Below are 19,970 nucleotides of genomic sequence, written 5' to 3' on the forward strand. Positions count from 1 at the left end.
GGCGTGACGAACCTGGTGGCCATGACGAGCAACGCTCCGCCTGACGCGACCCCCTGGCCGTTGCCGGTTCAGGCCGCCAGATTTTGCACGTTCTCGTGTTCTGGGTCCTGGCTCGACGATCCCGCGTGGTTCACGCAGTCATGGGCGGCCTTTCTTGGCTGACGGCGCCGAGCAACAGTTTCGCGGCCACCGTCGTCCCGTCGGTGCGGATCGTGCCGGCCACGGCGCTCGCTCGTGTGCGGGTCTCCGGTGTCAGGGCCGTCCTGAGGGCGGCCGAGAGGGACTCGAAGGTCGGAGTCGGACCGTCGTGTGCCGCGCCGATGCCCAGCTCGGCCACCCGGCCGGCCCAGTACGGCTGGTCCACGAACTGGGGGACCACCACCTGAGGTGCGCCGGCCCGGGCGGCCGTCGTCGTGGTGCCCGCGCCACCGTGGTGCACAACGGCGGCCACCCGGCGGAACAGTGCCTGATGGTTGACCTCGCCGACGGCGAAGCAGTCGTCCCGGTCGTCGATCAGGGTCAGATCGGCCCAGCCGCGGGAGACGAGTACGCGGCGGCCGTGCGCGCGAATCGCCTCGATGGCTACCTGGGCGGCGTCCTTCGGGGCGCGCATGGGCATGCTGCCGAAGCCCACGTACACCGGCGGTGTGCCGGCGTCCAGGAACGCCTCCAACTCTTCCGGGAGCGGGCGTTCGTCCGGCAGGATCCACGCGCCGGTCTGTACGAGGTCGAGGTCCGTCAGCTCCTGCCACGGGCCCAGGACCGGGTCCGCCGCCATCCAGGGCTGGTCGGTGAAGACGTGGTCGCGGACGTTGTCCACCGGTGGCAGGCCGATCGACGCCCGGTGGGTGTTGAGCGCCTCGCCGTACAGAGCGTTCACCTTCTCGGCGTCCAGGTCCCACAGCACCCGGTTGTCGGTCACCTCCGGCGGGAACGGCCGGCCCGGCCGCGGCGACGGCAGGTAGTGCGGCGACGGCAGTTCGAACGGGTGGAAGCACGCGTACACGTAGCGGATGCCCAGTTTCTCGGCCACCGACCGCACACCGGCCGGCATCAAACCGGTCGCCACCAGCACATCACACCCCTCGGCCGCCGCGGCGACCGTGTCGAAGTGCGCGGCGACCAACTCGGCCGCGATCCGGAACGGGTCCGGCGGCGACGCCGGCGTCGCCCCGGTCACCAGCGCGCGCACCGACTGGCCGAAGGGCACCAGCGGCACGCCGACACCGGCCAGCAGCGCCGCGAACTCCTCGTCCGGCGGCGCGCACACCCGCACCTCCGCGCCGAGTGCCCGCAATTGGACCGCGAGTCCCGCCAGTGGTTCGACGTCCCCCCGCGACCCATACGACATCAACAACACACGCACTTCGCGACTCCCGTTTCCGCAGGTTCTGGCCTCGGCCAGCGATTCTGCGGTACGACGGGGGCCTTGCCGCAAGGCCCCCCATGCGCTATATGTTGAGAGTGGAAAGGAGTGGGTACTCCTCCTTCCCTCCTATCGTCCGCTGTGGACGGACAACCTCCTCGCGAAGCGGCGGCGCGCCGCGTACGGCCGTACGTCGGCCCAGGTCCGCAGATCTTCGCCCTGCTCCACCGGTTCAAACGACTCGCCGTTCGTCGGGAACGCCGCACCGAACTCCACGACGCCTTCATCTCCCTCGCCTGCAGCCTCATCTGCCGGCGACGCCCAGAACGAGCCCGACGCGGGTGGCCGCAGGGGTGGTGTAGCGCTCCAGCAGACGGCAGTGACCGACGGACTGATCAGGGAGCGCGTCCCGTAGGAGAAGACCCCGACAACTACCCCTACCCATCAAGATGTTGACCCTCAGGAGCATCCGGGTTCGTTCCATCCGTTGCGACGACCCGGCCGTACCGTGTGAGCGCCAGGATGGGAGTCGCTCACACAACGCGAGCCCGACCGCTGCCCCTGGAGCCTCACCTTGAACGTTCGTACGCGCACCGCGCTGGCTGCCTCCCTCGTGCTCGCCGTCACAGCCGGCCCGATCGCTGCCTCCCCAGCCTTCGCCGCTTCAACCTCCGCTACCTCCGCCACGGCTTCGGCTTCGCTCCCCGACGCCAAGGCGCTGCGCGCGGCGATCGCCGGCCTGCCGGACGCTGACGCCACCGCAGCGCTCGTCCGCGTCGCCGGTACGGACGGCAGCTGGCGTGGCTCCAGCGGCGTCGCCGAGATCGGCAGCGGCCGAAAGGCGCTGGAGCAGGCCCGTTTCCGGATCGGCTCCACAACCAAGGTGTTCACCGCGGCGGTGGTGCTGCAACTCGCCGCCGAGCACCGGATCGACCTCGGTGCGCCAGTCCAGGACTATCTGCCCGGCCTGCTGCCCGGCCATCCGCCCATCACCGTCCGTCAGCTCCTCAACCACACCAGCGGACTTCAGGAGGCCCATGACGACAGGACCTTCGACGAGGCGTACCAGCACCGCTTCGACACCGTCACCCCACGGCAGCTGGTCGCGGCGTCTGCTGCCAAGCCCCTCGAATTTACCCCCGGCACACAGCAGCACTACGTCGGCGTCAACTACACGCTGCTGGGCCTGCTGATCGAGAAGACGACTGGCTGCTCGTACGAACAGCAGGTCTCCCAGCGCATCCTGCGGCCGCTCGGTCTGCGTCAGTCCTCGTTCCCCGGCGCCAACCCACGCATCGACGGCCCGCACAACCACGGTTACCAGGCCGTCAAGCGCTCCGACGGCACGACCGAGCTGCGCGATGTCACGATGTGGAATGTCACGGACGTCTGGGCCACCGGCAATCTGATCTCCACGACAGCGGATCTGGAGCGCTTCCTGAACGCGCTCTTCCGCGGTGAAGTGGTCCCCAAGGCCCAACTGGAGGAGATGTTCACTGTGCCGGAGGGCATCCCCCTGTACGGCAGCGACAGGCCCGCCGAATACAGTGCCGGCCTGACCCGCTTCACCTTGCGGGACGGCACCGTGGGCTGGGGCAAGACCGGCGGTCTCTACGGTTGCAACACTGCCGTCCTCGCCGCCCGCGATCTGAGCCGCAGCCTCGTCTACTCGGTCAACTCCACGAACGCCAGGGACCGGGATATGAACAAGGTCGTCGGGCGCATCATCACGGCTGCGTTCACCCGCTGAGCCGCGCGCTCCGGCCCGCACTGCGCCGCGCCGACCGTCGGCGGCAACAGGCCGGCCCACGGCCGATGCCCGCTCCGACACGTGATCGTCCGGCCAGGATCTCCACCTGCCGCCAAGGACAACTGTGAACCGTAGTGCATGAGTTGGCCCCTGCAAGATCACTCTGAAGACGGACTCTCATTGACAGGCTCAGAGTTCGCTCAGCGAGTGCAGTTGGGCGAACTCATCAGCGAGCATGCCCATCATGACGAGATCGTGATGCCGACCGGCGAGGAACACGTGATCGCGTAGGCGCCCCTCCTCGGTGAACCCGAGCCGACGTTGAAGTGCCAGCGATGCCTCGTTGTGTGCGAATATCCGCGCTCCGCACTTGTGAAAGCGCCGCTCGGCGAACATGAAGCGCAGCAGCATCACCACGGCTTCTGCCGCGTAGCCTTTGCGCCGATGATCCGCGCCCATGGTGACGCCGTACTCGAACCAGCCCGCACGTGGATCAGCGTGGTGCGAGCCGACAGCACCGACTATCTCTCCCGTGTCGACGGCTTCGATTGCCAACTGGAAGCAGTCGTCATCGGATTTGGCAGCGGCCTGCTCCTTCGCCCAGGCGCGGTAGCCCTCGGCGGAACGGGGTGGGTGCAGCAGGTCTCCCAACCGCTGCTCGTCATCGGCGAAACGCATGAACGCGGCCCAGTCGTCGGGCTCGATACCACGCAGGCGTACCCGTTTGCCGGTCCAGAACGATGTCATCCCCTATTTGATCACGCTGTATCACGCGGGGCCGGGACGGGGATGCCTCTGAACTGCCACGCTGCTCCAGGGGCGTGCTCAGCCGTATCCGATTGCCCAAGGCCCGGGCGCCGTGGCACCCATGGCGCACGTTCGCACGGCGTATGGCGACGCCGCGTCGCGGGCTGTGCCGCCTTACCCCGTGACCGGTCGGGCCGCCGGCTGGCCCGCACCGCGCGGGGGGTGTTTCATCGAAGAGTGACCCATCTGCGTATCGATGTGCACGCTCACCTGTGGACCACGGGGTACCTGGACCGCCTCGAACGGCTGGGGAAGACCGATACCGGCACCCAGCGCGGGATCGGCGCCGACGCGACCGAGGCCGATCTGGACCGCCGTTTCGCACTGATGGACCGGGCAGGCATCGACCTTCAGGTGCTCTCCGTGGCACCGCAGTCCCCACACCTGACGGGGGAGCCCGACGCCGTGGCGCTGGCGGGCGCGGCGAACGAGTCGTACGCAGAGCTGGTGGCCCGTTTCCCCGGGCGCTTCCGGGCCTTCGCCGCGCTGCCCCTCCCTCATGTCGACGCGGCCCTGCGTGAGGTCGTCCACGCCCTGGACGACCTCGGTGCGGTCGGTGTCGGCGTGACCACGACCGTACTCGGCCGCACACTCGCCGATCCGCTTTTCGCCCCCCTCTACGAGGAGCTCGATCGGCGCGGTGCCGTCCTGTATATCCACCCGGCCGGCGAAGGGGCGGCCAGCCCGCTGATCACCGGGCACGGCATGACGTGGATGGTCGGGGCGCTGGTCGAGGACACGGTGGCGGTCATGCACCTGATCCTCGCGGGCATCCCGGTGCGCTATCCGCGGATGCGTATCCTGGCCTCGCACCTGGGCGGGGCGCTGCCCTTGTTGCCGCGCCGGCTTGACGACCATCTGGCGTTCGAGTCCCCTGAGACGCCCGAGCTGCCTTCGGTGGCCGTCGGCCGCCTCTGGTACGACACGGTCAGCCACGTGCATTCGCCGGCGCTGGTCGCCGCCGCGGCGTCATTCGGGGCGGACCGCCTCGTACTCGGCACGGATTTTCCGTACGAGGACGGAGAGGTCTTCGTGCGGGCCGTGGACTACATCGCTGACTCGGGGCTCGCCCCGGAGGAGGTCACGATGATCCTCGACACCAATGCGGCAGACCTGCTCGGCCTGTCCGGGCCGTGATCCTTCGCCCACCACAAGGCGAGCGGTGTTTCGGTGCCGGTTGCCACACCCGGTAGACGCCACCATCCACCTGGCCGGACTCCGCGGCCGGGCGGGCGTCTCCTGCCAACACCGGCCGCGGCGGGCGCGCGCCCCGGTCCCGCGGCGTGTGGCTTCCTTTACCACGGGCGGGTAATTCTGTTGGTGTCCAGAGTTACAGAGCCGTCGATGGCCAATACCTGGCCGTTGACCGTCACGCCGGCGTTCACGGTGATCGATGTCTGGGCCAGGATCCTGCCTGCGAAGTCGGTGTCGGTACCCAGAGTGGCTGAACTTCCGATCAGCCAGATGACATTGCGGGCCGTGGCGCCGTTGGTGAGGAGCACGTGGCTCGCGGTTGCCGTCGTCAGGGTCGATCCGACTTGGAAGATCCAGTCGGCGTTGCGGTCGCCCTGGGCATCCAGCGTGAGGGTGCCACTGAGCGCGATGGAGGACGCGGCGTTGTAGACGCCGGGGGGCAGTGTCAAGCCGCCGATGTCTCCGGCGATGCTGGCGTCCGGGATCTGGCCGACGGCGTTGTTGTACGTCGTGATCAGGTCGGCATGGGCTGCGACGGCGTCCGCGTCCGAGTTGTGGATGCTGCCGTCGACCTGGCCGGGTGGGAAGCCAGTAAGGGACACTCCCGGGCATACTCCGAGGTCTCCGGTGATGCTCGAGAGGCCGGTGTTGGTGACCGACTGTCCGCCCAGCACCGCGAAGCGTCCCAGATAAGTGTAGGCGTCCGAGGCGGTTGTGGTGCCACCGAGAGTGGTGACCGAGACATCGGCAGGGCCGAGCTCTCCAACTGGCAGCAGGGCGTCGATCTCAGTGTCGGAGGCTATCCGGTAGGAGATGGCGGGTGTGCCGTCGAAAGTGACACCGGTGGTGTAGGAGAACGCGGTCCCGGTGATGACGACGAGATTGTTGCCGTCCACCGGTCCTGAGTCGAGGGTGACGACGGTGATGGAAGGCGAGTCGAGGTAGGTATAGGTGACTCCGCTGGCGATTCCGCCCCTGGCTCTTACGGTGACCCCCACCGGGCCCGCGGAGGTCACCGCTGGGACCACCACGGTGAGCTGGCCGTCGGAGTCGACGGTGAACACGGCGGCCTGCGTACCGAATCGGACCTCGCTCGTGGTGTAGAGGCCGACACCTGTGAGTGTCACCGTATTGCCGCCTCCCAAGGGACCCGCGGGAGGCGGGTCGAGACGAAAGGAGGGCGGCGGCAGGTAGTAGAAGGTGCCGACAGTTCCCGTTCCCCCGGGGGTTGTTACGGAGACCGGAACGGGCCCGTGGCCGGAGGGGGTGATGGTGTCGGTGGTGGTGTCGCTGACGACCGTGAAGCTCGTAGCCTGGCGCGAGCCGTAGCGCACGGTGGTGGTGCCGGTGAAGTGGCTCCCGGTGAGGGTCACCGCGTCGCCCCCGCCGGTGGATCCCTGGTTCGGTGAGACTGGCATAGGGCGCTCCCTGAGTCCATCACCGACGGACGGGGCGCGTCTCGAACCAGCCCCTCGTTCGGCGACACAGCGGTTCGACTACACCAAGTAGCCCACCGGTGCAAACCAGTGTCAATGGCCAAGGACTCATGCCGCCCGCAATGGAGGCGCGTTGAGCGCTTCGTGTCATACGGTGACCACCGGCGCACCCAACAGCGCCGTCGGCTCACGAGTTCCCACGCACCATCCGCGAGCACCTGCGGCACGCGGCATCCGAACGGTCGCCCCCCGCCCCCAGCAGGCCCACCGCAGGCGCCGTGGCGGCCACCGCCTCCGGCGACGGCTTGAAGTAGCGGCGGACATTCTCCGGCTTCTCGTGCCGGGACTTGACCATCAGCATCAGCAGCGACGCACCCTGCTCGCTGAGGTGAGTCAGGGAGGAGTGACGGTACTTGTGCAGGTCCCATCCGGTGTGCCCGGCCCTCCTACGGCGGTGTGCTCTTCCAGCAGGGCGCGGGCCTGTCCATCCGGGCGTCCTTGGCCTTGGCCGCGGCGCTCGGCGAAGTCCAGCTCTCCTCGATGTTCACGCCCAGGATCTCCTCTGCTCGCCCAGCGGTCTCGTACCTGTTGACTGGGTGCCGATGGACGGCGTCGTACGCACGGACTGGCGCGAGGCCGTGGTCGACGACAACGGCAGGTCGACGACAACGGCAGGATCGAGCGCATCCCCTACGAGCTGTGCGTGCTGGTCGCGCTGCGGGACGCCATCCGGCGCCGCGAGATCTACGTCGAGGGCGCGGCCCGCTGGCGTAGTCCGGAGGACGACCTGCCCGGCCGGCTTGGCTCGCGAGTCCGGCGTCGTTCGCCTCGTTTGCTCTCATCCGCTCTACGGCCGCCTCTACAGTGCTTGCCATGGGCAGGCGGGTTCGGGGGCGATATGGCGCGTGTGGTAGGGGTCCATGGGATCGCAAGCAGCTCCTGGGAGAGGACCCCGGTCGCGGTTACCACCAGCTCCGACCAGACAGTGCGGGTATGGAACCTGTATACCGGCGAGCTCGCAGGGCTCCTGGCGGCGACCGATCCGCGTGCTGTTTCCCTCACCCCTGAGGGAGATCTCGTAGTAGGCATGGGTGACGATGTAGCGGTTTTCAGCCGACGCTCTCTTCGCAGGCCCCACTGATCGGCAGACAGCAACGGCGCTACTCGGGCAGGAGCGTCAGCTCCACCGCCGAGTGCCGGCTTCAGGCAACAGACTCACCCTCACGGCCTTCGTCTTGATTCAGTGCACCTTGGTCGGAGCACATGACTCAGACGAAGGCCGCCTCAGTGTCCGGCGAACGCCCAGGTCAGCGACCTGGTTCGAGGCACACTTCGAGGGTGCGCAACGCTGTTCCGCAGCACCGGCGAGCGCCGCGCCGAGCTCACCGCCCACCGCGACGACGCCTCCGCTCACGGGGTGCTGGGGCCCCCGGCGCACAGTGCGTGGTCGATCAGGGCGCTGGCCGCGTTCTCCTGGTCCAGTATGTGCTCCGGGGTGTCGCCGCGTGCCTCGGACATGGAGACCACGGCGCTTCGCCTGCCGTTGTCGGTGACGCCGTTGAGGGTGATGTAGCCGCCGTCCCCGCCCTCGTGGCTCCAGTAGGTTCCTCCGCAGCTCAGGGGGCGTTCGACCAGGCCGAGCCCGTATCGGCCGCCGGGCCACAGCTGTTGGACCTCCGCGCTCACCGGGACGGTCTGCTTCATCTCGGCCAGCTGCCGCGTCGGGAGCAGGCGGCCCGCGAGCAGCGCGCGGAGGAAGCGGTTCTCGTCCCGCGTGGTCGTGGCGAACGATGTCTCGTAGTCCACCGGTATCTGGTCGGTGACGTCCACCACGGCGCCGGGGCCGAAGAGCTGGTAGGCCTTGGCGTGCGGCCGGGGCAGGGTGGGCGAGGTGCCCATCCACCGGGTCTGGTCGAGGCCGAGCGGGCGCAGGATGCGGTCTTCGATCTCCTGGTGGGCGGGTTGATCGGTGGCCTTCTGGATGATCATGGCGAGCAGGAGGTAGCCGGTGTTGGAGTACTCCCAGCCCTCGCCGGGCGGGAAGTCCGGCGCGTGGGCCATGGCGCGGGCAACCAGCTGCTCGGGGCTGTAGACGTTGTGGCGCTGCTGGTAGTACTCCTCCGGCGTCGTGTATCCGGGCAGGTCGTCGTGGATGCCGCTGGTGTGCTGGAGCAGTTGGCGGATGGTGATCCGGCTGCCGTCGTTGCCGTTACCCTGCACCGCTCCTGGCAGCCAGTGGTCGACCGTGTCGTCCAGGGACAGCTCGCCCTCGGCCTCCAGTTGGAGGATCACGGTGGCGACCAGAGTCTTGGACGTGCTGGCCATGCGGAAGTAGCCGTCGGAAGGGACCGGGCGGCCGGTGTTCAGGTCGGCGGTGCCGCTGGTGGCGACCGACTGCCGACCGTCAGGCGCGATCACGCGGGCCTGCACACCGCTGATACCGAGGGCGTGGATCGCCTCGGTGTCCTGGCGCAACTGCTCCACAGGGGAGGGAGCGGCGGGCTGGGCGACGGCGGTGGCCACCTCGGCGGCGAGCAGCGCAGCGACACCGGCTGCCACGGCGAGGTGCTTTCGCAGAGTCGAAGTCATGACTGAACGCTATTTTCGCCCCCCAACGGGCCGCGATCCGGCGCACCCCAGGATGGGAAGGGGGGATATCCCCCCAGCACGGGCCGTCACCAGTCTGGCGTCGACCTGCCGGGCGCGGTGTGACGGTTCTCGACCGAGCCGGCACCGTCGGGGCGTGCTGGACGGCGCTGTATCCGAGCGCGACGGCTTGGGTGACGTCCGGGCCGACTCCTCCGCCGAGCACCGGCTTGTTCGAGGGGCCCGCCGACCATGGAGGCCGCTGTCCATCAACGGCCGAAAGGTGACAGAACAAGCTAAGCGCTCGGCTTCTGCCCCGGCTGTCTCCACCGCTCAGCTCAGCGCCTGGTGATATTGATCCGAGGAGCCCTCGAGCCGATAGCCGATCACGGGAGTGACTCCCCGGAATCGGCCCAGGGTTCTTGGGGCAACTGCCGTAACGCAGCGACACCTTGTCGCTCCGGCCAAGACTCTTGACGGCAGTCTTGGCCGCGCTGTCTCCGTGGCGGCTTCACGCTCGGCCGGCGCCGTCAGGGAGTGAGGGGGGCGGAGCAGCCGTGGGCCTTCGCCGAGCGCTCGGCGAAAGCCTTGAGGACGGCGCGTTCGTGGGCGAGGTCCGCGTGGCGCCTGGGGCTCTTGCCGTTGTCGTCCTGCTCGGCGGCCGGATACAGGGTGAACAGGGCCAGGCCGTCGGGGCACTTGGCCGTCGTCCAGCTCATCCGGCCGTCACGGTCGCGGTAGTGCGCGGGTGTGTCGGCGGACGGTGCGACCTCATAGCCCTCCTCCTCGTAGCCGAGCAACCGCTCTTGTGCATAGGGGCCGTAGTCCCCTTCGAGTACGTAGCGTTTCCTGAGGCCGGCGTCAGCGAGCCGGCAGGTCTCGTGCGGGGCGCCCCCGCGGGCGGTCTCGGTGGCGATCGCCACACCGCGCGCGGAGGGAATGCCGGAGCAGGTTCCGCCGGCGGTGCCGAGCGGCTTGTACTCGTCCTCGTTCACCGGCAGGTCGAGGCTGCGGACGGGCTTTCCGAGCTTGGCCCCGCAGTGCTGGGCCTTCGAGGCCTTCGCCGCGGTGGAGGTAGCGATCTTGGCGAACTGCGGCCGGTTCGACGGGTCGTCGAGTGTCTTGTCGAGCGTGGTCTCGACGGTGACGGACAGACCCTTGATACTGCTCGCCCCGGTGCACTTCAGGACCAGGCTCGCGGTCACCTCGTCGTCTTCGTCGGCCTTGAACGGGTCCGTGCCGGCCCCGTGTTTGTCCGGGTCGGCCCCGAAGAGCCCCGTCCATCCGTGGCCGATCGGTACGGAGAGCGCGCTCGCTCCGGGCGAGCCTTCGTAGAGGGAGTCCCAGGACTGCCCGAGGCGTGCGGTGTCGGCGATACGGATCTCGGCGGTGCCGCCGTCGTGGACGTGCACCTCGCAGCCCACGAGGCCCGCATCGCGCCTTTCGTGCTCGACCTCGACGGCCCCTGGCCCCAGGACGCCGCGCACCGTGTTCCGGTCGAGCAGGCCGTCGCAGGCGCCGTCGAGCGCCGACTCGTCGCTCCAGCGCTGGAAGTCTCCGTGCACCAGAAGGTATCCGGCGATGGCAACGGCCACTGCGACCAGGGCCGCGACCGCCCGTAGGACGATCCGCCTCACTGCCATCCCTCCACCTCTCCGAGGATCTTGGTGTGATGACAGTCCTGCTGCCGGGGCCAGCCCTCGGGGTCGGCGAGATAGCTGTCCATCAGCTTGCGGGCATCCTTCGAGAACTTGGTCCGCTGAGCCTCGCTGAGCGTGGGTCCGCTGAATTGGGATGTCTCCATGTGAACGGTGACACGGTGGTACGTGCTGCCCGCGGCGCACTCCGCACCAGCCCACAGGGCGAGTTCGGCCGGCTCCGACTCGGGGATGACCTTCGTCCTCGTCCCCTCGCGGAAGGTGAAGCTGTCACCGGTGTAGTGGTACTTGCCGTTGGCGGACTCGCTGAGCGGCCCCGCCCAACTCGCCGCCGAGACATTGACGACCGCACCGTCCGGTGGTGTCGGCTCGGTGTACGTCGGGTCCTTGCGGTCCAGGATGGTGGCGTGGCAGACGCTCAGCAGCCGTGAGTCCTGCAGATCTCCGCTGGCGGTCCACTTGCCGGGGAAGCCCGCGCGCTTGCCGAGCCCACGGCACTTCTTCACGCCCAGGCCCGGCTCGTCGATCCTGACGACCCTCATGTTGCCCCCGTCCGCGTCCTGGGTGACGTGGGCCTCATAGGTGTCGATGACCCGCGTGGGCATCTTCAGCGGGGTGCCGCCGCATTTCTGCGCCGCGGTGATCCCGTTGGCGACCTGCACGGCGGTACGGAAGTCGGCGAGGTGCTCGGCCCGCTCACCCTCGCCGGGAACGGGCAGATCGACATCTGCGGTGACATACATCCCGGACACCTCGCGGACCCGGCCCTCGAGCCCGCCGGGGCACTCGGCGACGACCCACGTCCGCCCGTCCTCGCCGACCCTGCCGGTGACGCCGGGCGCCTCGTACCCCTCGGAGTCACCGCCGGGCAGGATGTCCTCGGCCCGCACCGTCATCGGCAGCGGGGATATGAGCGCGACGGCCCGCACCTGCACCGACCCGTGCCCCGGCCAGGTGACGGAGCAGTTCACCAGGGAGCGGCTGTCCTTATCGGGCTCGAGCATGGTGCCGTACTGGCTCACCTCGCCGGCAATGTCATCGGGCACGAGGCCCCGCAGCTCCTTGTACGGCAGCAGCCCTGCACAGGCACGCTTCAACTGCACCTGATTCGCCGCCGAATGGCCACTACCGTCAGAATTGCCGGTACTGAAGAAGAACACCGCACCGGTGACGAACAATACGAGCGACAGCCCTGTCATCAGCGGCTTGCGCAACCATGACGGCACCCGGCCCACCGAGTTCCCTCCCCAGTACTACCGGCAGATCACGTCACCACCGGCGGATCAAGGCCTGGAACCTATCAGAGCCGTAGCTCCCTGCATTTCGCAGATCGAACGGGCCTGTTTTCCTCGATCTTGGTTGCACTTCCATCTGGCGGCCGGATCTTCGTGGGGGTGGGGCGGCCGGCCACTCCAGTAACGGACGGCAGCCAACTGATTGACCGCCCGGCACCCCCGGGCGGTCCACCCTGCGACTGGCTCGACCATCCCGTCCCAGGAGCGTAAGGCCAATTGAAACGCGAAGTCACAACAACAAAGGTGACTGGGCGCCCCAGTTGGTTGTGGCCGCTTGTCCGTGATGGATACGACTGCCGAACCCGCGTTCTGAGCACGGCCACACCCACTTCGGTGGACGGCGAGCGGCCGAACCAAGCCTTTCGCGAAGCAGAGCCTAGGGTTCGGTAGTCCAGCTCTGCTCCGGACTGGTGCCGTCGTCATCGACCGACGAGTCCATGAATACGGCCAGACCGAAGCCCAGCGCGGCGAAGAAGAGCCCTATACATGTGAAGACCACCAGCACTGCGCCGGTCAGATACGACATGACCCCGAGCCCGGGCGGCGCAGCGGCTGGTACCGCCTGCTCGGGGCGATGCGGCAGATATCGCACGGGCACGATGTCCCCCACCACATAGAGCTGGTCCGAGGCGACCTGGGCCCGCACATCCCGTCCGTCGGACGTCCGGAACCCGAGGATCTGACGCCGCTGGCTGTGCCCGTGCCCGTTCGAGGAACGGTGCATCACGAACGTCTCCAGACAGCGAGCCTCGGCGACCAGTCCCTCCCGCAAAGTCCGCTTGTACGCCGAGGTCCTCCGCACCATCCAGATGAGCATCCCGATCCCGAAGGCAGCAAACAGCAACCCGAACGCCCCGAACACAAAACCGAACGCCCCACCCACAGCAGACATCCCGTATCCCCCCTGATGGACCGGCCCCAGATCTCTCCACGCTGGGCCGACGACGTCCGTGACGATACCCAGCAGGGGGCCAGCGGTTCCCATTCCCCATGGCCAGAGGTGGCGAACGGGCCTTGCTTTCGTGCCCGGACCTGGATCCTGATCCGGCCGTAGCCGTCACGGAAGAGCGGACACAACCCGCCAGTTCGGTCTCGCCGACGACGGCCCGGCGCGGTGGGCTGAGCAATGCCGGCTGTTCGGTGAGGCGGGCATGGCGGACCGTTCAAGCGTGCACCGTGTGCTGACCCCGCTTCGGCCTGGCCCGCCTCGCCCACTGCACATCAGTCAACGGCGCCCTGAGAAGCCGTTGTTGTACCGAACGGCTCGCTCGGCCCTCGCGAAGGGCAGGTTCTCTGCCGGCTGCGCCAGAGCCTGCCGGCGGAGTTCCACGATCGGCTGTGCTGTCGGGTGCGACAGCTTGAGGACCGATCAGCGGAGGCCGACAGCTGCCGTGATGACCGACTCGCAGACCGTGCGCTCCACTTCCCCTGTTGGTGCCCGGGTGGCGCTCCGACCGGGGGCACCTGGCAGATCAGGGTCAGGAGCGATATGCTCCCCGCGATGATGACTCATTCTGTTGGCAGATTGGGGGTCCCATCCGCGCAAGGTGAGTGCTGATGCTCACTCAGACCGCGAATGAGGATTCCCGCCTTTCCTTCTGGCTGCGCGTGCGTGAGTTCGCCGTGCCGCCTTCCATGATCGAGACTGCGACTGCCCGCCGTTGTGCCGGGGACTGGGCAGGGGCGTGCTCCGCCGCAGGCATCGATGTCGATCTCAACCTGCGTGCCGTGGCGCGCACTCATGGCCGCGACCTCGCAGCCCAAGTCCGGGCCGACCTCCGCCATCTGGCTCCTGACCTGTTGCGCTGGCACATGCCGAGGATCGCTCCTGAGGGGCTGCTGCGCCCAGGTCTGACCATCGCTCTGGCTCGGTACGACGCTGCGGGGCATGAGGGCGCATACCCGGTGCACCTCATGGTCCGGACTCCGCCGGCCTGGGCGGACGGCGGTCAGCGGATCAGCCTCACCCTGTGGAACGGATCCCACTTCGAGACCGGCGCCTGTCGGCATCCGCATCCCCAACCCGACCGGCGGTTCCGCCTCGACCTGCACCGCCACCTGTGGGACGCGCGCAGGACCGATGAGCTGCGGGTCCGGTCCGGGGCCGATCGGCTGCCCGCCGACGGCCGTCCAGTGAACCCGGATCTGCTGGGGATGGTGCCGCAGGGGCGCAGCTGTGCCGTTGACCGGTGGGCGGCCGAGGCGGCGATTCTGCTCCACGCCGAGGGGCGGACGACCCGTACCGTCACGGTGCGGCTCGGGGCCCGGCACCGGCTGGTCCTGGACCTGGTCGCGGACAGAGACTGCGACGGACCGCCCGCTGTGCGGATCGCCTCGGCGCCCACGGACGGCAGCGCCTCCGCACTGCCGGTCCTGCCCGACGCGGCGACCTGGGTGCTACCCGACCTGGAACTGATCCGCACCGGTTCGATCGAGGTCGATCGGCTGCACCCGCTGGTCGCCTCGGCACTGGTACCGGATCATTCGCCGACCGGTTCCTCCCGGATTCCGGACCGGACAGGACAACCGCGCCTCGTGGAATGCCGGGGAGCCCAGCACCGCATCGGCCTGGTCAACGGGGTACTGACGCCTCTGGACCACGATCCGGCCGAGATCCGTCGGGAGGAACTGCTGGTCGCACTGACCGGTCATCCGCTTCCCTGCCTCCAGGCCATCGATGAGGCACACCGTCATCCGGACTGCCTCGTCGGCGTCCGCGAACGCCTGGACCACGGCGACACCGCCGGCGCGCTGGCCGTCGTCGAGGGCCTGCTGGGTCCCGACGCGATGCTGCGCACAGGCGCTCTGCGGGACGAACTGGAGACGGCCGTGCTGCGGCGGATCACCTACGGACTGTTCAGGGCAGGCCTGGCCGGCCCCGGACCCGACCGTATCCCTCCAGGCCTCCGCCGCCCCCGTGACCACCGCTCGCACCCGCGCCACGCGACCCGCTGACCCGGGGACCTCCGTCCCCCGCACCCACTCGGCCCACCACGAACCCATAGGTGATCGAGCATGCCCACATACACCCCGTTCGCTGCAACCGGCACCCTCTCCGAACCAGCCCACGCCTCCCAGCTCGACGTCGCCGGCGAGTTGCTGGCCCTGCTGCGCGACGCAACCACTGAACCGCGCCCCGACACACAACTGGAGGCCCTGACTCTGGCGGTGGCCGCCGACCTGCCCGTGCTTCTGTGGGGTGAGCCGGGGATCGGCAAGACCGCGGCCCTGACACAGCTTGCCGCGGCCCTGGACCTTCCCCTGACCACAGTGATCGCCAGCGTGCACGAGCCGTCCGACTTCTCTGGGCTGCCCATAGTCGGAGACGATCCCGCGGAACAAGGTGTCCCGATGGCCCCGCCGGACTGGGCGGTGCGACTGGTGCGGTCCGGCCGGGGGCTGTTGTTCCTGGATGAGCTGTCCACCGCGGCACCAGCCGTTCAAGCCGCCCTGCTCCGCCTCGTGCTCGAGCGGCGGATCGGCGCCCTGCAATTGCCGCCCGGGATCCGGATCGTGGCTGCCGCCAATCCGCGATCCTCGGCGGCCGACGGCTGGGAGCTGAGCCCGCCTCTGGCCAACCGGTTCGTTCATCTTCAGTGGACCCACGACCACGAGGTCGTGGTACGCGGCCTCGGTGGGACTTGGCCCCGGGCAACACTTCCGCGGCTCGACCCGGAGGGGTTGTCAGAGGCCGTGGACTTCGCCCGCCGTGCGGTGTGCGGGCTCCTCTCCGCCCGCCCCGGGCTCGTGCACCGGCTGCCCAGCAACGAAACTCGCCGGGGCGGCCCCTGGCCGTCACCCCGAAGCTGGGAGATGACACTGTGTCTGATTGCCTTCGCGTCCGCGGCCGGTTCCTCCCGGGAAGTCCTTTCCTTGCTGGTCAGGGGCACAGTGGGGGACGGTCCGGGGCTGGAGCTGCTGGCAAGCCTGGACCGGATGGACCTCCCGGACCCCGAGGTGCTCCTCGCCGACCCGGCGGGTGCCGCCCTGCCCGAGCGGGGGGATCTACGCCAAGCAGTGCTTGACGGTGTGGTGGACGCGGTCCGTAAGCGCCCGGAGAAGTCCCGCTGGGACGCGGCGTGGGCGCTCCTGGCCCGGGCGGTGGAGACCGGAGCCCCGGACCTGGTGGTCGTTCCCGCGACCACACTCGCCGCGCTGCGCAACGAGGACTGGGACGTTCCGGAATCGATCGAGCGGCTCGCCGGAGCGGTGTCCCTGTCCCGGCGAGCAGACCACGCGGCGGCCCGGGCCGCGGTCGCCGCGAAGGCCGGCCGATGATCCCGGGCGCACCCGGAACTCTGGACCTCGACAAGCTCTTCGCTGCCCGACTGCACGCCGCTCGGGTCCGGCCCTACTTGGCGACGGCGCTGTTCGCCCTGCACGTCGTGGAGTCGCGGCGGGTCCCGACGATGGCCGTCGACCGGAACTGGCGGTGCTACGTCTCGCCGGGGTTCGTGGACCGGACGCCGGTGGAGGACCTTGCCGGGGTGTGGGTGCACGAGTTGTCGCACCTCCTTCGCGACCATCACGGGCGCAGTGACCGGGTCGCGCGGGAACGCGGGCTGGTAGGCCCGGGGGAACGGCTGCGCATGAACATCGCCGCAGACTGCGAGATCAACGACGACGCGTTCGGTGACGGGTTGGTCCGGCCTGAAGGCGCTGTCAATCCGGGGTCTTTGGGGCTGCCCGAGGGGGAGCTCATGGAGGACTACCTGCGCCAGTTCCGCCTCGGGCCGCATACACAGAGCTTGGCCTGGCTGGACTGCGGCAGTGGCGCCGACGGACTGGAACGGGAGTGGGACCTGGGACCGGACGGCGCGCACGGCCTCAGCGCGCAGGAACGGGACGCGGTTCGGTTCCGGGTGGCGCAGGGCATCACCGCCCGTCCGGGGAACGCCCCGAAGGGGTGGCAGCGGTGGGCGGAGGAGGCGTTCCACCCGCCGCAGCCGTGGCGGGAGTTGCTGAGAGCGGCGGTCCGCTCGGCAGCCTCCGGCCCCGGCGCAGGCGAGGACTACACCTACGGCCGGCCGTCGCGTCGCTCGGCCGGGGTGCCCGGCGTTGTTCTGCCGAGCCTGCGGCGCAGGCCGCCTCGGGTCGCCGTCGTCATCGACACATCCGGGTCAGTCAGTGACGCCGAACTGGGCAGCGCACTCCTCGAGGTTGCCGCGATCTCCCGTGCCGTGGGCGGCCGTCGTGACCTGATCACCGTGCTCTCGTGCGACGCGGCGGCCCGGTTCGTGCACCCGCTGTGCCGTGCGGAGGGAATTCCGCTGGTAGGCGGTGGGGGTACGGATCTACGCACGGGCTTCGCAAAGGCGCTCCGGGCGCGGCCCCGACCAGACGTCATCGTGGTCCTGACCGACGGGCAGACGCCCTGGCCGGGCACGCGACCACCGTGCCGGACGGTGGTGGGTCTGTTTCCCCGGCAGCAGGCATCCCGGTCATGGGACGAGGACGATCCCGATTACGTACCGGACTCGCCGCCCGAGTGGGCACGAGTGGTGGTCATCGGCTCGGCTCCCGCTGCTCGGTGAGCCCCCTCAGGAGGGCGCGGAAGAATCCCTGCCGACGTGTCACTGAGCAGCCAGTCGGGTTCACGATGTAACGGAGCATCATCGACGCGCAGTCGGTGAAGGCGGCCGCGTCGGTGCCTGCCGCGACCAGGGCTTCGACGCGGGCAAGCGCGGGCAAGCGCGGGTAGGCGGGGGCAAGCGCGGGCAAGAAGGCCGTCCGCCGTCCGCTCGCCAGTGGTCGGCCAGGGTGTCCATGGTCCGTCCGTAGTCCGGTGCCGGCGCCGGCACCGGCACCGGCACCGCAGCGTCGAGTCCCTCCCGCCAGATGATCCGAACGAACGGCCCAAGCGGGTCTGGCAACGGGGGCTGGTAGGCGTGGTGCGCGGCCACGACAACAGGCTGCTGCCAAGCCGCCTCGAACGCGGGGACTCATGGACGTCCGGGGGCGGTGATCACGGGCGTCCCCGTCCTGGACAGTCTGCTGGAGTGGCGCCCAAGGAGCCCGTGATCGTCATTCCGGAGGTTCGAAAGCACTCACTCAGCCCTGCGAGGTTTTCCAAGGACGCCGGCGCCGGCGCGTCCCGCCCGGGAGTCCGGGTGGCGGCCATCAGAAGGCGCCACCCGGACAAACCGGCTTACAGGCCCTTGCAGATCCGACGGGCCTCGTCCAGGTCCTTCTTCACCATCTCGTCGAAGTCGAAAACTTGGGCATGGCGGTCCTGTGACCGACGTATGGCCTGCGCGAGCGGCTTGAATTTCGCGTCCCCCGCGGCCGCCGAGGCGGAGAGCACCCCTGCTGCGGCATAGCGGTTGAGAGCGATGTCGCCGTCCGCCCCCTTCGCGCCGTACTTCGCCTCGTCAAATCCGTCGAGCGCCTGACACGCGGCGCGAGCGTCACCTGCCGGACCGGATTCCGTGACGGGGGCGCTGCCGCTGTCGTCGCTGAGTGCCCAAGCCGCGCCCACGCCACCACCGCCGACCAGGAGCCCCAGCATCAGCAAAGCAACCACGGTCCCAGTACGGCGACGTGGGGGTGGCGTGGATGCTGCGGGAGTGGTCGGGGAGAGGGGGGCGGCGTCGGGCTGCTGTGGTTGCATCCCGCCAAAGATAGTGAGAGCGGTGGTCGGGCTTCTCAGAGGGCTGGTACTCAAAGACAAGGCCGGCGAGGCGGCCAGGCGTGAACGCCGCGGCGCTGGGCTGGACCCGCACCGACCAACTGTGCCGGCCGAGCATGTACGCAAGAGCGACGACGGGTGTTCGTCGCCCCTGCCACAGGGCGGCCAAGGGCCGCCGAGCCGGCCCGTGTCGCGGGCTCACGCCGGGCCGTCGAGGAGTGTTGCCAGGCTGCGAAGAACGAATGCGGCCTGGATGAATACGAGGTCCGCCGCCACGACAGTGAACAGATCCGTGTCCTGGCCGCCGACCTCGCTCGACGAGTGCTTCGATGACGTAGTGCGATGTCCGGAAGGAAGGTGAGTCCGATGGAGCGGCCCCTGGTCGTGGGCGTGGACGGCTCCGAACCGAGCCTGCGGGCCGTGGACTGGGCGGCCGATGAGGCCGGTCTGCGCGGAGCCCCCCTACGCCTGGTGAACGCCTCGCTGTGGGAGCGATACGAAGGCGCGGCGCTCGCCGACGATCTGGGTGAGCCGTCGGAGCGCGTGCTCGCCGAGCAGATCGTCGCCTCGGCCGCGGAACGCGCCGGCCGCCGCAACCCGGATCTGAGTATTTCCACCGACATTCTGCCCGAGGAGGCGGTGACCGCCCTCCTGCACGAGGGCGGCAGCGCCTCCGCGCTGGTGATCGGCTCACGCGGTCGCGGCGGAATCTCCGAGCTGCTTGTCGGCTCGGTCAGCCTTGCCGTCGCCGCGCGCGCCGACTGCCCGGTGATCGTGCTGCGCGGCAGCCATGAGAACCGGCCCGGCCGCGGAATCCATCAGCGCATCGTCCTCGGCGTCGACGAACCGCCGGAAGGATCGGCCGCCGTACGCTTCGCCTTCCACGCGGCAGAGGTGCGGCATGCCGAACTGCACGCCGTACGGGCCTGGCGCCGCCACGAGCCCACCGACCACCCTCTGCTCGTGGGGGAGTCTGCCCGCTCCTACGAGAACCGGGCAGTGGAGACCGTGGACAAGGCGCTGCGCGAGGCCGTGGCGGAGCATCCGTCTGTCGAGTTGCACCGCCGAACCGTCGAAGGTTCCGCCCGCAAGGTCCTGATGGACGCCTCGACCACCGCCGATCTGCTGGTCGTCGGCGCTCAGCGACGCCACGGGCACATCGGGCTTCAGCTCGGCCGGGTCGCCCACGCGGTGCTGCACCGTGCCGTCTGCCCGGTGGCCGTCGTGCCGCAGCGGGCGTAACCGCGATG

14 protein-coding genes and 2 pseudogenes are annotated in these 19,970 nt (G+C 69.2%); 7 read left to right on the forward strand and 9 right to left on the reverse strand.

Features of this window, described 5'->3' with window-relative positions; translation table 11 throughout:
• Positions 1 to 130: 130 nt before the first annotated feature.
• Entirely contained in the window at positions 131 to 1,366 is a 1,236-nt protein-coding gene (locus OG883_RS38480; RefSeq protein WP_266551525.1) for a glycosyltransferase, read from the reverse strand.
• A gap of 216 nt (positions 1,367 to 1,582) precedes the next feature.
• Between OG883_RS38480 and OG883_RS38485 the strand changes: the two are divergent.
• A pseudogene (locus OG883_RS38485) lies at positions 1,583 to 1,681 on the forward strand (IS5/IS1182 family transposase); the annotation flags it as partial.
• A gap of 259 nt (positions 1,682 to 1,940) precedes the next feature.
• The gene (locus OG883_RS38490; protein WP_266551527.1) at positions 1,941 to 3,116 is read left to right on the forward strand and encodes a serine hydrolase; all 1,176 of its coding nucleotides are present in this window, start codon (positions 1,941 to 1,943) and stop codon (positions 3,114 to 3,116) included.
• Positions 3,117 to 3,305: 189 nt separating this feature from the next.
• Here OG883_RS38490 and OG883_RS38495 read toward each other — a convergent pair whose 3' ends face one another.
• Positions 3,306 to 3,863 (reverse strand): GNAT family N-acetyltransferase, encoded by a 558-nt coding sequence (locus tag OG883_RS38495; RefSeq protein WP_266551534.1) that lies wholly within the window; start codon positions 3,861 to 3,863, stop codon positions 3,306 to 3,308.
• A gap of 237 nt (positions 3,864 to 4,100) precedes the next feature.
• On the opposite strand from OG883_RS38495, the gene OG883_RS38500 reads away from it, so the two are divergent.
• On the forward strand, positions 4,101 to 5,060 hold the full coding sequence (locus OG883_RS38500) for an amidohydrolase family protein (RefSeq protein WP_266551535.1): 960 nt from the start codon (positions 4,101 to 4,103) through the stop codon (positions 5,058 to 5,060).
• Between the two features lie 158 nt (positions 5,061 to 5,218).
• Here the strand turns inward: OG883_RS38500 and OG883_RS38505 are convergent, their stop codons facing one another.
• The 6 genes and pseudogenes from OG883_RS38505 to OG883_RS38530 all read right to left on the reverse strand — a co-directional run bounded on the left by OG883_RS38505 (position 5,219) and on the right by OG883_RS38530 (position 12,984).
• Positions 5,219 to 6,535: an ice-binding family protein gene (locus OG883_RS38505; protein WP_266551537.1), complete on the reverse strand. Its 1,317-nt coding sequence runs from the start codon at positions 6,533 to 6,535 to the stop codon at positions 5,219 to 5,221.
• 205 nt (positions 6,536 to 6,740) lie between these two features.
• A pseudogene (locus OG883_RS38510) lies at positions 6,741 to 7,137 on the reverse strand (hypothetical protein); the annotation flags it as partial.
• An 826-nt stretch (positions 7,138 to 7,963) separates the two neighbouring features.
• Positions 7,964 to 9,142 (reverse strand): serine hydrolase, encoded by a 1,179-nt coding sequence (locus OG883_RS38515; protein ID WP_266551539.1) that lies wholly within the window; start codon positions 9,140 to 9,142, stop codon positions 7,964 to 7,966.
• Positions 9,143 to 9,669: 527 nt separating this feature from the next.
• Entirely contained in the window at positions 9,670 to 10,782 is a 1,113-nt protein-coding gene (locus OG883_RS38520) for a hypothetical protein (RefSeq protein WP_266551541.1), read from the reverse strand.
• The gene (locus tag OG883_RS38525; protein ID WP_266551543.1) at positions 10,773 to 11,843 is read right to left on the reverse strand and encodes a hypothetical protein; all 1,071 of its coding nucleotides are present in this window, start codon (positions 11,841 to 11,843) and stop codon (positions 10,773 to 10,775) included. The genes OG883_RS38520 and OG883_RS38525 overlap by 10 nt, the downstream gene beginning before the upstream one ends.
• A gap of 625 nt (positions 11,844 to 12,468) precedes the next feature.
• Entirely contained in the window at positions 12,469 to 12,984 is a 516-nt protein-coding gene (locus OG883_RS38530; protein ID WP_266551545.1) for a DUF3592 domain-containing protein, read from the reverse strand.
• Between the two features lie 665 nt (positions 12,985 to 13,649).
• Between OG883_RS38530 and OG883_RS38535 the strand changes: the two genes are divergently transcribed.
• From OG883_RS38535 to OG883_RS38545, 3 genes are read left to right on the forward strand one after another with little or no spacing between them, the layout of a single operon-like run.
• Positions 13,650 to 15,047 carry a hypothetical protein gene (locus OG883_RS38535; RefSeq protein ID WP_266551547.1) on the forward strand — a complete coding sequence of 466 codons (1,398 nt, stop codon included), beginning with the start codon at positions 13,650 to 13,652 and terminating at the stop codon, positions 15,045 to 15,047.
• A 60-nt stretch (positions 15,048 to 15,107) separates the two neighbouring features.
• The gene (locus tag OG883_RS38540) at positions 15,108 to 16,370 is read left to right on the forward strand and encodes an AAA family ATPase (RefSeq protein ID WP_266551549.1); all 1,263 of its coding nucleotides are present in this window, start codon (positions 15,108 to 15,110) and stop codon (positions 16,368 to 16,370) included.
• Complete coding sequence (locus tag OG883_RS38545; protein WP_266551551.1) at positions 16,367 to 17,626, forward strand: VWA-like domain-containing protein; 1,260 nt, start codon at positions 16,367 to 16,369, stop codon at positions 17,624 to 17,626. The genes OG883_RS38540 and OG883_RS38545 overlap by 4 nt, the downstream gene beginning before the upstream one ends.
• 614 nt (positions 17,627 to 18,240) lie before the next feature.
• Here the strand turns inward: OG883_RS38545 and OG883_RS38550 are convergent.
• A complete protein-coding gene (locus OG883_RS38550) occupies positions 18,241 to 18,615 on the reverse strand; it encodes a hypothetical protein (RefSeq protein ID WP_266551553.1) in 375 nt (124 codons plus the stop codon).
• 471 nt (positions 18,616 to 19,086) lie between these two features.
• Between OG883_RS38550 and OG883_RS38555 the strand changes: the two genes are divergently transcribed.
• Positions 19,087 to 19,962 (forward strand): universal stress protein, encoded by an 876-nt coding sequence (locus tag OG883_RS38555; protein WP_266551555.1) that lies wholly within the window; start codon positions 19,087 to 19,089, stop codon positions 19,960 to 19,962.
• Positions 19,963 to 19,970 lie beyond the last annotated feature (8 nt).

The sequence above is a fragment of the Streptomyces sp. NBC_01142 genome, from assembly GCF_026341125.1.
Lineage (GTDB): Bacteria > Actinomycetota > Actinomycetes > Streptomycetales > Streptomycetaceae > Streptomyces.